Genomic DNA, 16,289 nt, shown 5'->3' with positions numbered 1-16,289 from the left:
ATTTATATCCGATAAAAACAGAACCAAGAAATCCTCCACTTTTTTCGTTCACTTTATTGGCCACTTCTCCATCAATAATATCCTGTCTAACAGCATTAAAAGTTCCCAAACCTACATGAGTGCCAATATAAAACCCTCTAACTATGGTAAATTTTATTCCCAATCCAAAATTCAGTTCGATACTATTTTTTATATCCTTTATTTGAGAATTGTAAATATTCGTGTGGGTCGTATTGTAATTCAAGTAACCAGCATTAAAGAGAAGATAAGGGTTATACCATTTAGTATCTCCGAGCACGTAAAATTTATAATTAAACTCTGCACCTATAACTCTTCTGTAAGCTATTGCGAATTCCCCCAATCCAAACTTCGGACCTAAATCGAATTGATGCTTTTTGAAGTTTATAGTGAATAAAACAGATGTGGGTAATCCATATTTTGCTATTGATTGATTAACTGAAAATCCAAAATGTAATTGGTTTTCAGATGTCTCCGTTTCCTTATTGGTAGAATCGATTAAAACACTTTTATTTTGATAAGACCAGTCGTAACCAAAATCTTTATTAGAATCTAAATGTTGAGTTCTTCCCAAAAATGACAAAGCGCAACTTAATAGTATGAAATATGTTTTCATCAATTCAATGTTTTTGTATGTGAAATCTAATGGTAAGTTGAAATAGAAAATTATTTCTTAACGTACTAGTTTTGCTGCATTCTCTGAATTTCAGCTTTCAGTTTTTCGATCTCTTTATTTTGTTGGATTAAATACAACGTCAGCTCTTCAATTTTCTCCATCATTTTTACGTTCATTTCAGTAACATCAATTCCTTCTTCCTTGATTTGTTGTTCTGAAGGTATCGATGGTAAATGTTTGTTTTGCTTCACAAAAAGTTCCAATTCATTTAAAGGCAATAATTTGTAATTTTCATCGAAAACATAGTCTGCCCATGTTTCGCTATCTACCTTTATTTTTCGGGCTCTCACCATTCCATTAGCTTCTACGCGAAAAGTCTCCATTGAATTATTACGTAGCGACAGCATACCGTTTGTTCCTAAATGAAAAATAGGAACTACTCCGTTGTGAATGTCCATTTCACCATTTGAATTAAGAGAAAAAGCGGTGTAACCAGCTGTTGGATTTTGGACTTCCAAAATTTTTGTATCGGTGTTATCGTATTCAAAGTACATTAAACGTTGATAAGGCTTTGTATTCCCAACGGTGTTTGCCTGAATTACGGCAGCTCTGTTGGTATTGACAATATTTAATTTGGAAAAGGCATTCATGTTTGCACCGATAGAAAGAGATTGATTCGCCCATAAATGACCTGCAGTTTTTGCATCACCCCGACAGTCGAACGTAAATTCTGGTGAGTTTGTACCAATTCCAACCCGTACGCCTGCACATTCCGTGTAAAGTTTATTAGGGCCATTGTTCCAGAATGGATTAACACCTGCCAAATCACAACTCAAAGAATATATAGTACTTGCCATTCCTTGCGTTGTAATTCCCTGAACCAAACCATTTATATCTTTGACTAAAAAGGATTCATTGGTGTAATGTTCCAATGATGGAATATTTGGAATATAAAGATTTCCCTCAACTTTTAAATCTTCTCCGACTCTGGCACTAGTTGCCATAACAACGGAATCATTAACTGTAAGAGTGGAATCAATACGAGTTGAACCCGCAACCGTTAGTCTTGCTGTTGGTGCCGTTGTTCCCAGTCCCACGTTTCCATTTTCTTCAATGATGTTTTCTTGTGCAAATGCTCCGCTGCAAATAACCATTGCGGAAAGGGAAAGAAATAGATTGATTTTCTTCATGACGTGAATAATGTTAATTAAAAATAAGTTTCAGTTCTCGATGCCAATAGCACGATATTCTTTACATTGTTAAATGCATTCAGAATAAATTAGTTGGAAAATCAATTTCGAAATAATAAAAGTTTCATTTCAGTGAACTAGCTATTGACATTGCAAGTATAATACTTATTTACAGTTGTGTTACAATTTGTAACCAAATTGACACCTTTTAAAGGTGATAAAGTCTTTATTTGTCCAAAATTGAGGCGGATTTAAAAGCTCTGAAATATCCTCCTTAAGAATGAAAGAACTCAACAGTTTGATTATCCGATTTGTTAAAAAGCAATCTCCTAAATTTCAATCTTCGTTACCTTACTCATATACCTTTTTACAACTGCCGGTTTTAAGCACATAATCCCCCTTCAACTCCCCTTCTTCTTCACAAAATAATTATCCTGGTACTCGATCGGGTAACTCTGGATCACAATCGTATCTCCGCGGTAGAACATCGGCTCATAGTTCCCCTTGCTTCCGAAAAGCACATGATTCTCATCATCCAAAAAAGGCATTTTAGCTTCCACAAAGTGCATTTTGCGCTCCTTTTTTCCATTCTTGAAAAATAAGATCTGGTCCTTCCTGGTAATCCGGGCAGTGAAATGATCTTCCCCCTCTTTTGCATAAGAAGTAGACCTGTCTGCAACCGATTTATAAAAATCGTAGTCTCCTAATAGTTCGGGATAAACACGTTCGATAAGACCGTCACTTTTGAACGAGCATAATAAGAAGGCTGCTCCGAGAATTAAACAAATTGATTGCTTCATAAAAACGAAAATACCCAATTTATTCAAACCGCAATTCCAATTTGAGGGAAGTACAGTCCTGATTGATTTTATTGTATATTTGATTTAATGAGAAAACGGAACTATTACCTGCTTATCGGACTTTTTGTAACGGCGTGTGCTTTCAGGTCATTGGCTCAGGATATCCATTTCTCACACCTCAACCGCCAGCCGATTTACCAAAATCCGGCTAATACGGGACTTTTCGCAGGAGATATCCGGCTCACAGGAAACTACAAAGACCAGTGGCGAAGTGTAACCGTTCCCTTTCAAACATTTGCCGCTGCAGGCGACATGAAGTGGAAACAAAAAGGAATCAACTTCGGAGCATTGCTTTTTCACGATAATGTCGGTGACGGATTTTATCAAACCCTGGAATTCCTCGGAAGTGTTGCTAAAAACCTGAAGCTGACATCGGATTCTTCCCAAACTTTGAGTGTCGGCATACAAGTCGGATTGAATTACCGCAAGGTAAACATGGACAAGTTCTATTTCGATAATCAATTCAACGGGCTCATTTTTGATGCCAGCCTGCCGACCAATGAAGCTTATCAGAACGACAGCCGTGCAAACCTGACAAGCAGTGCCGGGATTGTTCACGCATTCTACTATGGAAAAAGCAATTCGGTAAAAACCGGGATAAGCGGACACAATCTAAACCGGCCGAACCAGGGTTTCTACGGCGTAAAAGTTCCCCGGGATATCCGGATCAGTCTTTATTCCCAGGTAGATCATGCCATCAACAAAGAACTGGCGGTAATTCCAGGACTCGGATTCAATCTCCAGGGGAAATACCGGGAATTGATCATCGGGTCACAAGTTCGGTATACCTTAATCAATAAATTGGGAACTTACCGCGCAGTAGACGGAGGATTGTGGTTTCGCTCACGCGATGCCGTTGTAGTAAGATTGGGATTAGCCATGCAGAATTGGTCTGTGGCTGCAAGTTACGATACCAATATCTCTAAATTAATACCGGCTAGTACCGCTCGCGGAGGCCTTGAACTTTCTGTTGAGTACATCATCACCCGTTTTAAACCCAAAAAAGTCATTCACCGCATATGCCCAGATTATATTTAATCCTCTTTGCCCTGATTTCATTTACCGGCTACGGACAGAACCTGTTGGGTAAATACCTGGACTTTGCAGATGAGCAATACGCAAAAGGTGATTATATCTATGCGCTTCAGTATTACGAAAAAGCCATGGAAATAGACTCCAATACGGTAAGTGTTTTATGGAAATATGCCGAAACACTTCGTGCATACAAAGATTACCGGAAAGCAAGCTATTACTACCAAAAAGTCTACGAAAAGGAAGAAACTTCCATGTATCCGGCAAGTTTGCTTCAATGGGCTTTAATGGAAAAACAGAACGGACATTACGCCAAAGCTATCGAGTTATTCAAACGGGCAAAAAAGAAATACTCCAAAGACAAACGCACCTATAATTACCTGAAATCGAAGCGCGAACTGGAATCCTGCCTGTGGGCACAAACTGCTTTGAAAGACACTTCCAACCTCGAACAAATCGAACTTCCCAAAGGATTAAATACTGTCAATTCGGAATTCGGCCACACCATTTCTCAAGGGCAATTCGTACTTTCTTCCATGCGCAGCAAAAAAGAAAATACAGGCGAAGAGATGCTGGACGACAACTACAAAAACCGGCTTTACTTCACGGCCTGGAAAGACAGTTTGAAAGAAGTCAATCCCGGGTTACTGGAAGCTTTGAATAAAGCAGATATTCACACCGGCAACGGGTGTTTCTCAGCAGATGGAAAACGCTTTTATTACAGCAATTGCGGCGGAGATGAAAATCAGTTCAACTGCCAGATCTGGGTGTCATCTTTCCAAAATGGCAAGTGGTCAAACCCCAATCCATTGGGTGAAATCATCAACGAACCCGGAACAAACAATACGACTCCGACCATTGCGGTGATTGAAAATGAAGAGTGGCTCATCTTTTCCTCCAACCGGGAAGACGGAAAAGGCGGAATGGACCTGTATTATTCCGTCATCAAAAACAATGGAAACCAGTTTTCGAAAGTCAGAGCTTTAAATGCTGCAAATTCATTAGATAATGACATCAGTCCGTTTTACAACTCCGATAAGAAACGCTTATACTTTTCCTCCTCCTGGTTCGATGGTTTTGGCGGATACGACGTATTCTACATCGAATTGAAGAATGGAAGATGGGAAGCTCCGCAGAATTTGGGCTTACCGATCAACAGTTCAGCCAACGACATTTATTACTTCGAAGACCGGGACAGCATGTATGTTTCCAGTAACCGGCTCGGAGTTCAATATGTCAAAAATCCAACCTGCTGCAGTGATATTTTCGGATACAAACACCCGCGCATCATCATTCCGGAAACGAAAAAAGAAACCCTGGCAGAACTAAACAAAAGACTTCCGGTAACGCTTTATTTCCATAACGACATTCCGGACCCGCGTTCCAAAGAAACAACCACGAAGGTCAATTATATCAACAGCTACAATGACTACATTGCCATGCTTCCCGAGTACCGGAAAGAATATTCCAAAGGGTTAACCGCAGAAAAAAGTGTGGAAGCAGAAGAAGATATCGAAAGTTTTTTCCTGGAATATGTAGAACAAGGTGTAAAAGATCTGGTGCTCTTCCAAACACTGCTTCTGGAAGAACTCCAAAAGGGCTTCCAGATCCGTTTAAACATCCGTGGATTTGCTTCACCACTTGCAAAAACGGAATACAACGTCGCTTTAACCCAGCGACGTATCATGTCATTGGGGAATTATTTAAGAGCTTACGACAACGGCGTGTTTGCTCCTTACCTGGACGGAAATTCACCCAATGGTGGAAAACTGGAACTGGTAGGTGTTCCTTATGGGGAATATACTGCCAACCAGATTACCAGTGACAATCCGAACGATGTAAAAAATTCCGTGTTCTCCCGTGCAGCTGCAAGAGAGCGGAAAATTGAGATTCAAAGCGTAAGCTATTTGGAAACCGATTCCATTTTCTTCTTTATCGACTGTGTGCCGAATGTGATTACCCTTGGGAAGATTCAGCAGGGAGCAAACAATTTCCAGTTCGCTGTTCACAACAACCATGAAAAAAGCTTAAAGATCAGTGCCATTAAAACCGAAGGCGACCTGGTCGATTTTACTTATGCAGGCACTGTTCCGCCAAGAGGAAGTGTCTTAGTACAAGCCACCACAGCAAATAAACTTCCCGACGGTATTTTCTCATTCCCCATCCTCATTTATTTCGAGGGATACGACGCTCCGATTCGTTTGATGCTACTGGGAGAAACACCTAAATAGCAAAAGCTTGAATTGAATAGTTATAAAATGTATCTTTGCCCGTAAATCCAAACTATGTCAGTAGAAAATGGTGAGTTGCCATTAGCAGCTCGTCCGAGGTTGAAATTTATAGATATGGCTCGTTCGATAGCCATTTTGATGATGCTTGAGGGTCATTTCACCGGCTCGGCACTTGCTGATAAATACCGGGACGATAACAATTGGCTCTTTAGTTTCTGGCACAATCTCCACGGACTTACGTCTCCCCTGTTCTTTGCCGTTACCGGAGTGGTATTTGTTTACCTGCTGAGCAAAAACACGAGTGAACCTTATTTCAGCAATGAACGGGTAAAAAAAGGATTCGGACGTGTGAAAATGCTCTTGTTCTGGGGTTACTTTATCCAATTTGATTTAATCACTTTTATCCGGGATACCGGGTATGGATTCGAAGCTTACGGAAAACTGAAAAATGCGAGTTTCTTCGACATGATCGGTTCCTGGTTCCACGATATTCTCGTTCCTTTTTATCCGACGGCTTACAACGCGAAAGCATGGATATTCAATTATCATTTCAGTTGGTTCCAGGCATTCCATGTACTGCAGTCCATCGGATTCGGGATTTTTTTCCTGCTGGTTGTTTTCGGAATTTACAAGATCATCAAAAAAGGTCCGCTTTACATCTATTACCTGGCCGCAGCACTGGTTATTTTCATCATCTACGGATACATGAAGGAACACATCAAGTTGTACGGTGTTTCGGAAGGTATCAAAACAGTGAAAGACCCGCGTTATTTTATTCCTCAGGGAGCTCCGAAATTTATTCAGAACATGATGTACGGTGAATTCTCCGACTTCAGCTTTGTTCGCTATTCAGGCTATGTCTTGATGGGAGGTATGATCGGAGCGATCATTCGCCATTACGAGAAGAATGTGCGTCTGTGGTGGTTTGGAGTGACTTTCATCCTTGTTGGTTTGTTCTTCAATATCGCAGGTCAAAGCCTTTTCCATGAGATAGATCAGTTAACAAACTGGCTGGGAGGATCAGGTTGTTTTGAAAACAATTCCACCGGTTTCGCCCGCCTGGGGCAGGTGGCCATACTGCTGGGAACTTTGATGCTCATAGACGCGAATTTCAAGATCAATGCTCCGCTGTTCCTGAAAATGGGCCAAACTACTTTCCCGGTTTACATTGTTCACGTAATTATCTTATATGCCGGAATTATTGGTATAGGACTTGATCCTGAACCCTGGTACCATCGTCAGTTCAATCCATGGATCGCAGTTTCAATCTCCGCATTCTTCATAACGGTCTTCGTCATTATGGTGAAGTACATCGAACCATTGACAGAATTATACTACAAAGTATTCGGCATTTTCTATCCTAAACGAAAAAAACAGCTTCGTAAATGAATAAATTAGCATTATTCTTTTCTTTAATCACCGGTCTTAGTTTTGGTCAGCAGCCCACCAATGTATTGTTTATCGGGAACAGTTTTACGCACATGAACAATATGCCGAAGATTTTCGAGCATTTGGCACAATCCAAGGGTAAAAAAGTATATGCTGATTCCATTGCTGTCAGCGGAAGTACTCTGAAAGCACACAGTGAAAGACCAAGTACTTACGTTAAAATGAAAACCCGCAAGTGGGACTATGTATTGATCCAGGGGTTTTCCAGGGAATTTGCCGAAGACAGTTCAGTTATTTTGAAGGAATCTATTCCTTACGCAAAACTATTGATCGACAGTATTCTCAAAACAAGTCCCTGCGCACAGATTTATTTTTACATGACCTGGGGATATGAAAAAGGATACCCGGAGCAGCCAGCGAATGACACCTACCAAAAAATGCAGCAGCGTATCTGGAACGGATATATGATGATTAGTGACTCTCTGAATTACCCGGTAATCCCGGTTGGTGCTGTTTGGAAGAATATCCGTGAAATGCATCCGGACATTGATCTTTACTTCACGGATCGTTATCACCCGAATGCTTTGGGAAGCTTTACGGCGGCGTGTACGGCTTATGCTTCTATTTTCAAGGATTCTCCGGTTGGAGGAACAGCGCCCAAAAGAGTAGACAGCACTTATTGGAGAGTCATTGAGCAGGCAGCCACAAACGTAGTCTTAAAGAACCTGAACTTGTACAAACTGAACCAAACACGCGTTTTCGATATTAAAGAAACGCCTGTTATGGATTTTAAAGTAAAGGAAACCTGGCTGGCGGCACAATTCACCAACCAAACGAGTAATAAAGGTGATTATTATTGGGATTTCGGAGATGGTGTTACTTCAACCAAAAAGAACCCGAAGCATTATTACAAGACATCCGGGACTTATACGGTGACTCTGCACATGAGACAGAACTGTAACAATTTCACCTTAAAGAAACGTGTAACGGTTTCCAACAAAGTGAAAAAAGCAAACCAAGGGAAATAAGAACAGAATAAAAGCAAGAACAAAACGGGTAGCAACCAGTCGCGACTGGCTGCTACGGATCAATTTCTGCTTCTCATTCTGTCCTAAGGTAGTATTGGAATTCCTTCGTTCGGTATTTCTTTCCGACAAACTGCTGAATGCGTTCGTACTCATTTTGGTTGAAGATCGCGAGTTTATTTGCTCCCTGTGGACTTTTCCCATAGATTGCCGAGTACATGGTACAAGCTACCAGATACGATCCCTCATAGGTAGGATGTGAGTTGTCTTTGAGGTATAATTCGGCTTCCGGATAGGTAATCACATAGCTTCTCCAAACCTTTCCCACAGGAATGACAGGAATATTATACCGATCTTTGAGGTTATGGTATCCGGTGGCAACTGCTTTCAGCATAGAATCCGGATTTGAAAAGCGCTCTGTTTTGGGATCTCCTTTGCGATAAGGCCAGGTCATATAGAAATAGACCTTCGCATCTTTTTGGTTCTTCCGTATCATCCCCAGCATTTTATCCAATGCGGGATAAGTCCGTTTCATAAATCTTGCAGAATCGCGCAGCATGTCCCTGGAAGAGCCCTGCAGAACAATCACATCCCAATCCTGGTTGTGCAGCGCTTTGTAAAGTTTTTTTCGCTTCGAATGCAGGTAAAAGGTATACTTTCCGCGGGTGATATGAGAAACCCGGACTTCTTCTCCTTTAGATTGAGCTATTCTTTCGAAAATTTTGGGCATGTTATTCCGGTAGGTATAACTGTTGCCTACAAAAAGTATACGGGTTGTCCTTTTAGACTCCGAACAAGAAAAACACAGTAAAAGAAGCAGAACAAATAAAAAGCTACCTGCTCTGCCCGGATTTATTTTACGCATTTTGAATATCTTGTGCAATCTGAGCCAGTTCGTCCTGGCTTAAAGTCAATTTTTCCTGTGCAAAATTCATATCCGCAATTCCATTGATCGGAATCAGGTGAATATGTGCGTGAGGGACTTCCAAACCAATAACGGTAACCCCGATCTTACGGCATGGAAAGACTTTTTTGATCTTATGGGAAACCTCCTTGGCAAAGATCATCATTGCCGCAAGTTCCGAATCTTCCATATCAAAGATATAGTCCGTTTCTTTCTTGGGAATGACTAAAGCATGCCCCTTTCTCAAAGGCATAATATCTAAAAATGCCAGAAAATCATCATTCTCGGCAATTTTATGACAGGGGATTTCTCCTGAGATTATTTTTGAAAAGATCGTAGCCATATTAGCGTGCAATATCCATTACCTCAAACTTGATAATCCCGTTTGGTGTTTGTACATCTGCTATATCTCCTACTTTTTTTCCTAAAAGTCCTTTCCCGATCGGGGAATCAACGGAAATCTTTTTCTCTTTCAGATCAGCTTCGCTTTCAGCAACCAATGTGTATTCCATCTCCATGTTGTTGTTTACATTCTTGATCTTTACACGTGACAAGATGAAAACTTTGGAATTATCTATTAATGAATTGTCAATGATTCTTGCTTTGGAAACCAATTCTTCCATTTTAGCAATTTTCATCTCCAATAATCCCTGCGCTTCTTTTGCTGCATCATATTCAGCATTTTCAGACAGATCCCCCTTATCTCTTGCCTCAGCAATTTGCTCTGATATACGTGGACGCTGCACCGTTTTCATTTCGTGCAATTCATCCTTCAACTTCTTAAGTCCTTCTTCTGTATAATATGCGAAATCTGACATAATTCTTTATTTGTTATGTGCTATAAATAACAACAAGAGAGCCCAATGGACTCTCCTGTTACAACAAATATATATTTTTTTATCTATCGAAACAAACCAATTTCCGGTATTTCGACGTGTTTTTTCAGCTAATCATACAATTTTCAGGATACTTTTCAACTAAATCTACAGCTGAAAGTACCGGACATTTTAAACTTGGGGCTTAAATAGTCTCCAGATCGATCTGCCGCATTCCTCCGAAGAACTTTACTACACGCTCTCCGATTCCCGGAACTTCCACATGGATCAAATAAACTCCACTTGCAATCGGAACTCCAATCGCGTTCTTTAAATCCCAATCAATTGTCGTAATCTGATTGTCTTTCTTGAACTGACGGACCATCTTACCACTTACATTGTAAATAGTTACGGTACACTGATCCGGTAAGTTTACAATCTTAACACGCGTGTCAATTCTGTTACGCTCATACTCTGAGAATGCATAGTATGGATTTGGTACCACATTGATTAAATCCAATGCGGATGCCAATACGTCTCTGCTCGCTGTTGTTGTCTGAAGTTCGTCCATCGACCAGGAATACATCGGTCTTCCGCCGTTCTTTCCCGTTGCATTGTAATCCGCGTATTGTTTGTTTACACGTAATTTCAATCGAACATCTGTTTCCATAAAGTCATGCCCTGCTGCTGTTACCGTATTTGCGACCCACATTAAACTTGTAAATACTTTTCTATAGGCCAAAGATGTCCCTGCCTGGTATTGATCATAAACCCAGTTGTTGACCCCATCATAATAAGGACAACCCTCACCGTTTACGTCCACTCCGAATACCCAGATCGGTTGATTGCCGCCAAATACAGTAAGACCGTTTCCATCCAATTGCCTGTTTGACGGATTCCATCTCATATCAGCTCCATTATCTCCTCCCAGGAAAGAATTCTCTCCAAAAGCCATGTGCAGACGTGCTCCTGTTTCCAAATCGATTGCATATCCCGGGAACCAGCTCATTCCGGTTGTTCCCGATCCATCTGGCTTCCAGTCTTTACCAACTGATTCTGTTTTACGGAGTTCTCCCGGAAGGCCTCCATTCTGGTTCAGGCTCGCATCGCGGCCCAGTTCAATTACCGCACAACGTGTCCATTTTGACTGATCTGAAGTGATCACAATATCCACACTCGGCAAATACTTGATCGATGCATTCAAACGTGCCAGGGAAAATCCGGTGTAGGCTGCCGGGTAAGCAAGCGGCATAAAAGCAGATTGGTAACCGGTTAACTTATGCGGGGCAACTCCTCCTCCCAACAACTTGTTGTAATTCTCCTTGGGATCCTTCCCGATCTCATCCGGATACAAACACGGATTCTCATTCCCCAATGCCGGATTACAATCTATCGGTTGAGGATTATTCGTTCCGGTCCGGATCCAGTTTCTGGGTGTATAGGAACCATCATCCTTAATAAAATCCAACCACTGTTTGGTGGAATCATCATACGAAATACTCGCTGACAACGGATCTGCATATAAGTAAACGGAGGATGCCACTGCAGATGGGAAATAATATTTTTCCTGGACTATTTCAATGGAAACTCCCCATTTCGGAATCATTACAACCTGTTCGTTCTGTTGGTTGATGGTCATATCGGATGTCACATAATCAATCAACGTTGCTCCCGGACCTTCGAAATCGTAATGATAAATGGTCCAGCTCGCAGTATCGATTCCCTTATACTCGGAGGCAGTATTCCCGTTTCCGGATGGACCGACATAATCATGGAATTTACATTCAAAATACCCTCCCACCACATTTAAGGGATCAATGACCTTTACATTGATCGGAGCACCATTGTAATCATACTCCAGTTCTCCCAGGAACCCGTTGGCAACGATTGAATTCTCGGATGCCGATGTCAACTCCAATTCTCTTCCTCCGTTTCCGGTTCCATCCAAACGCGTGATGCGCGGAGTCTGTCCGTAAACTGAATTTGCCTGAGAACCTCCCAATTCAGGAGCTATTTTATGTGGTACTGCCGGAATTCCTTCCAATGGTGTACCATCTGCATTAATCCGCGAACGTAAGTATGGCTTTTTCTGTCCATCCAGGTATTTCGGATCTGAAGGATCATAAGGTTTATAATTATTGTATCCGTATGCAACTGCCAGGTAGTAATACGTCTTGAAGTTTACCAGTTTACGATCACCCTGAGCAAACAAATCCTCTGTTACTCTGAAAGTATGCTTGATTCCCTGGTCCGAACCTTTCACTTTTTCTACCGGGAAAGAATAGCCTGCCAATTCTTCATCCGTTTCAAAGTTAATCAGACGTTTTACCCCGTTTTTAACATCACACTGTGCTACTAAACGAGCCACAGTCTGATCATCCAAATCAGTAACACCAACAGAAGCATTTTTCAACTGGTAGATTTGGTATCCTTCAAAGCGGTAATTTTTATCGTAGATAATCGGATCTCCGTTTGGCAAAGTATCACCGGCGCCATTCGGGTCAACGATCCCAATGATGTCTTCTTCAATATATTTCTCCTGGTAGTTATTAGAGTTTTTCGGATTATCAAGCATAATAATCAACTCATTTCCCATTTCCTGGATGGTTATTACAGGAGCTGCAGGCGGCTCCAAAATTCGGAAACAGTTATCAAACAAAGCCTGGGCTTTCGTATCTGCTGTTTTCAATGCATTTACAGAAGAGAAGATTTCACCTTCATAGCTTCGTGCATAAACAATTCCAACTGTTATGTTATTGACTGCTCCCGGACGTAAGGTAAATGGTCCGGCTGACTGCACAAAACGACGGTCTCCGGCCGGGTTTGATGTAGATCCGGTTCCACACGGTTCAAATTCTGACCAGTCAAATCCAGGGTCAGTACCTTCTGTTGCCCAATGCAATGTATCTGAGTTTGCGGGGAACATATAATTAGTCGGAATACCGGTGACGCACGGCGCTCCTGGAAATCCGGTACCACCATAGTACAGCTGATCTCCGAATCGCCATAATCCTTTCATGTAATTATAAAATTGAGGCGCCGAAGTCGGGTCTGATTGTGGTTCTTGCCCGTTTCCGGTATAAATCGTGAAATTACGCATCCCATAACGTTCATTATCTGCAATCGAATCCCCATAACCAATACCCAAACCTCTGTAGACAATACCTTTATTTGCAATGGCATCTGCAACAGTCGGTACATCCCATTGTTTTGTTATCGAATCAAAAACAGGTCCGGGATTATCCATTCCATCCACATCCTGGTACGGGCCTTCAAAGAAATCAACTCCAATTGCCGGTGGATTTGCTCCGAATCCCGGTCGTCCTGAATTCGGTTCGTCGTTTAAGTCACCATTATACATGTAGCTTAATCCGCGCGTAACATCACATCCCGCATAGTCATCATTGTAGTTCCCCAAATCCGCATCGACATATTGAGAGAAATAAGTATTGTATAAGGTTTGTGTCCCCCTATTAATCAGCTCGTAATTGTAGAAAGTCATTTTGTTGATCTCATCATCAGTTGCGAAAGCAAAAGCCTGAGCGTGAATTTCCATTCCTATCGGATCACCCTGAGATTCCGTATGGATGTTTCCTCTATCGTTAAATACCCACCAGTTAGTAAGATCCCCAAATAAAGTGACGCGTCTATCCTTTCCGCATTCCACGTCATCACGACCTAAGATATCATCATACCAAGGGTAATCTCCTTCTTCAGGTTCGTAAAAAGTGTCATCATTTACATCATAAAATGGCGCTAAAAACTGATCTTGTCCGCGGCCTGGTTCTCCGTTACCCGGCCAGGCATTTATTTGCGCAATGGTCTCATTAGAAGGTTCCGGACAATCGTTTGTCGGACATTCTTTCCAGGTAATAAACTGAATAACCCCCGCTTTAGTGATTGTGAAAATATTATCGTACTTCAGACATTGGTCCGGATCAATTGTTCCCAAATTGTGATCACGGGTTGCATTATCTCCCTGTGGGAAATTCGGGTTAAAATTCCCGGAATTTGGCACTGCACTTAGTGGTCCGGGCCAAAAGTCATTCCCTTCCCTGAACTTCACTGCAGCAATTTTCAGCAAACCGTTGGTATCTACTCCTCCCATCCACAATGCTCCCGCGTAAATGGTTGTGACCACAGTTTCACTTCCCTTCTTTTTCGGGACCGTGTATGTTGCAAGATTATTCGCTCGATCGAGGAATAAAAGACCTCCTGTTTCCAGCTGACAACTAACGTCATTAAAGTCCATGATTTTACGGTAATTCGCTGGCGCACAATTCGCGGCCTTTGCTGTTACCGTGGGTTTCGGCTTTCCGCCCTGTTTCCCGTTTTTCTCGTGATCGTGATTGTATGCATTGGCCTGACCAACAAAACAAATCATAACCAGGAGAGATAAGTAGTTCATTTTTCGTTTCATAACTTATTTTTTGAGGTATCAAACTTGCTACTACTAAACAGTCCCCGGTAAACTGATTTCGATTTGGTAGCTCCCCCTGTTTGGGTTTTAAAACAGAACGTTCGTCCCTAAAAAATGGTTGGTGATTTTCAATGAAATACGGCTTGAATCTGATCATTTTTCCACTGAGGTGTTATTCTCATTTATTCTCTTGTGAAAATGGAATGATAAACTGGTCAAACTATTTTATCCCGGAAAAATAAAGCACAAAAAAAGCCCCGACGATAAATGTCGGGGCTCTTCAAATATTCGGACTTCTTTTCAGAAAGTTCCTGACTTATTTTAAGCTGATTGTAGCACCAAAAGTGTGGATAATTCCAAATTGACCAGCCAATCTCATTGCATACTCCAATCCTAAAGCAGATTTCTTTTTACCAACCAAAGCGTCAGCAGAGAAACCAGCAGTAAAACCAGTCAATGCATTCGAACGGTTTTCCGTTTTGAAGATTCCCTTCTCAGCGATGTATCCCGCGCGAATGTTAAATGCAGCTTTGCTGATTGTCAATCCATAATCCAATCCTAAACGGTATTGATCTTTCTGGAAAGAGTTTGCTGTAAATGCAGCAGCTACAATTAACTTATTCTTCTCATCAAAGTTGAAGTCATAAGACCCACCAATATTTAACAAAGAAGGTAATTCAAACGTTGCGGAACGCTGCTCCAAAGTAGCAAGGTTACCATTCGTCAAATAATTAACCTGATCAGATAAACCATCTCCTTTGTACTTCATTACCGGACCTACATTTTTCAATGCAATACCAAACTTGATTTGATCTTGTTCACCGGTAACGTAACGGATACCTGCATCAAAAGCGATACCGTTTGCCTTTAAGTTAGAGATACTTTCAGAGATCACTTTAAAGTTAACACCTCCGTAAATGCTTGATGAAAAGCTGTGTGCAAAACCTACGTTAAACACATTCATACGTGGTGAAAATGTTCCCAGCGTACCATCCGGCAAATCTACCGTTGTCATACCGATGTCTCCGAAGTTCATGGATTGAACAGAAACTGCAATTACTGTTGAAGGAGTAATTCGCTGAGCGATTCCCGCAGAGTTTAATGCAATCCCAGCATTTCCCATCCAGTTTGTACGGTCGAACTTGATCTGTGTTTTATCCGTAAATGCTAAACCGGCAATATTTGTGAAAGTAGCTTCCAATCCATTGACATGAGAGATTCCTGCATCTCCGATACCAATGCTTCTAGCCCATGGATTCACCAATAATTGCGTAGCCCCGGCAGATCCGATACGATCTTCGTTCCCGGCGAATACACTGGAGTAGCTCATCACTACCCCAGCTATTGCCGTATATCTTATAATTTTATTAATCGATTTCATACGTTTTACTTAACAGAATGAATTAAATTGTTTCAAGATCGACTTGGCGCATTCCTCCGAAGAACTTCACAATACGCTCTCCGATTCCCGGAACTTCCACATGGATCAAATAAACACCACTTGCAATCGGAACTCCAATCGTGTTCTTTAAATCCCAATCGATTGTCGTAACCTGATTGTCTTTCTTGAACTGACGGATCATCTTACCACTTACATTGTAAATAGTTACTGTACACTGATCCGGTAAGTTTACAATCTTAACACGTGTGTCAATTCTGTTACGCTCATACTCTGAGAATGCATAGTATGGGTTTGGTACCACATTGATCAAATCCAATGCCGATGCCAATACGTCTCTGCTAGCTGTTGTTGTCTGCAAATCATCCATTGACCAGGAATACATCGGTC

The 16,289-nt window shown here is 41.4% G+C and carries 13 protein-coding genes; 4 read left to right on the top strand and 9 right to left on the bottom strand.

What is annotated here, in order from left to right:
* From QZT69_RS11845 to QZT69_RS11835, 3 genes are all read right to left on the bottom strand, one after another.
* Positions 1–634: hypothetical protein (locus QZT69_RS11845; protein ID WP_294674362.1), on the bottom strand; the 634-nt coding region annotated here is incomplete at its 3' end.
* Between the two features lie 65 nt (positions 635–699).
* The gene (locus QZT69_RS11840; protein ID WP_294674360.1) at positions 700–1,824 is read right to left on the bottom strand and encodes a hypothetical protein; all 1,125 of its coding nucleotides are present in this window, start codon (positions 1,822–1,824) and stop codon (positions 700–702) included.
* 401 nt (positions 1,825–2,225) lie between these two features.
* A complete protein-coding gene (locus QZT69_RS11835) occupies positions 2,226–2,624 on the bottom strand; it encodes a hypothetical protein (protein WP_294674358.1) in 399 nt (132 codons plus the stop codon).
* A gap of 87 nt (positions 2,625–2,711) precedes the next feature.
* On the opposite strand from QZT69_RS11835, the gene QZT69_RS11830 reads away from it, so the two are divergent.
* Genes QZT69_RS11830 through QZT69_RS11815 form a run of 4 tightly spaced genes read left to right on the top strand, consistent with a single transcriptional unit; the run spans position 2,712 to position 8,364 of the window.
* Entirely contained in the window at positions 2,712–3,722 is a 1,011-nt protein-coding gene (locus QZT69_RS11830; RefSeq protein ID WP_294674356.1) for a PorP/SprF family type IX secretion system membrane protein, read from the top strand.
* Positions 3,704–5,947, top strand: a complete 2,244-nt coding sequence (locus QZT69_RS11825) for a hypothetical protein (protein ID WP_294674353.1) — start codon at positions 3,704–3,706, stop codon at positions 5,945–5,947. Before QZT69_RS11830 ends, QZT69_RS11825 begins: the two co-directional genes overlap by 19 nt.
* Before the next feature lie 54 nt (positions 5,948–6,001).
* Positions 6,002–7,336 (top strand): acyltransferase, encoded by a 1,335-nt coding sequence (locus QZT69_RS11820; RefSeq protein ID WP_294674352.1) that lies wholly within the window; start codon positions 6,002–6,004, stop codon positions 7,334–7,336.
* Positions 7,333–8,364, top strand: a complete 1,032-nt coding sequence (locus QZT69_RS11815) for a DUF4886 domain-containing protein (RefSeq protein WP_294674350.1) — start codon at positions 7,333–7,335, stop codon at positions 8,362–8,364. The genes QZT69_RS11820 and QZT69_RS11815 overlap by 4 nt, the downstream gene beginning before the upstream one ends.
* A 73-nt stretch (positions 8,365–8,437) precedes the next feature.
* Here QZT69_RS11815 and QZT69_RS11810 read toward each other — a convergent pair whose 3' ends face one another.
* The 6 genes from QZT69_RS11810 to QZT69_RS11785 all read right to left on the bottom strand — a co-directional run.
* Positions 8,438–9,226 carry a DUF4886 domain-containing protein gene (locus QZT69_RS11810; RefSeq protein ID WP_367242208.1) on the bottom strand — a complete coding sequence of 263 codons (789 nt, stop codon included), beginning with the start codon at positions 9,224–9,226 and terminating at the stop codon, positions 8,438–8,440.
* Entirely contained in the window at positions 9,219–9,608 is a 390-nt protein-coding gene (locus tag QZT69_RS11805; RefSeq protein ID WP_294674346.1) for an HIT family protein, read from the bottom strand. Before QZT69_RS11805 ends, QZT69_RS11810 begins: the two co-directional genes overlap by 8 nt.
* Position 9,609: 1 nt before the next feature.
* The gene (gene greA / locus QZT69_RS11800) at positions 9,610–10,083 is read right to left on the bottom strand and encodes a transcription elongation factor GreA (protein ID WP_294674344.1); all 474 of its coding nucleotides are present in this window, start codon (positions 10,081–10,083) and stop codon (positions 9,610–9,612) included.
* A 202-nt stretch (positions 10,084–10,285) separates the two neighbouring features.
* Positions 10,286–14,500: a T9SS type A sorting domain-containing protein gene (locus QZT69_RS11795; protein ID WP_294674343.1), complete on the bottom strand. Its 4,215-nt coding sequence runs from the start codon at positions 14,498–14,500 to the stop codon at positions 10,286–10,288.
* A gap of 316 nt (positions 14,501–14,816) precedes the next feature.
* Positions 14,817–15,881, bottom strand: a complete 1,065-nt coding sequence (locus tag QZT69_RS11790) for a PorV/PorQ family protein (protein WP_294674341.1) — start codon at positions 15,879–15,881, stop codon at positions 14,817–14,819.
* 22 nt (positions 15,882–15,903) lie between these two features.
* Positions 15,904–16,289, bottom strand: a 386-nt coding sequence (locus QZT69_RS11785) for a T9SS type A sorting domain-containing protein (RefSeq protein ID WP_294674338.1), incomplete at its 5' end; no start/stop codon positions are given.

The sequence above is a fragment of the uncultured Fluviicola sp. genome (assembly GCF_902168135.1).
In the GTDB taxonomy this organism is placed as follows: domain Bacteria; phylum Bacteroidota; class Bacteroidia; order Flavobacteriales_D; family Crocinitomicaceae; genus Fluviicola.
The sequence above is the reverse complement of the archived record's forward strand: the minus strand, read 5'-3'. Positions and strand labels throughout refer to the sequence as shown.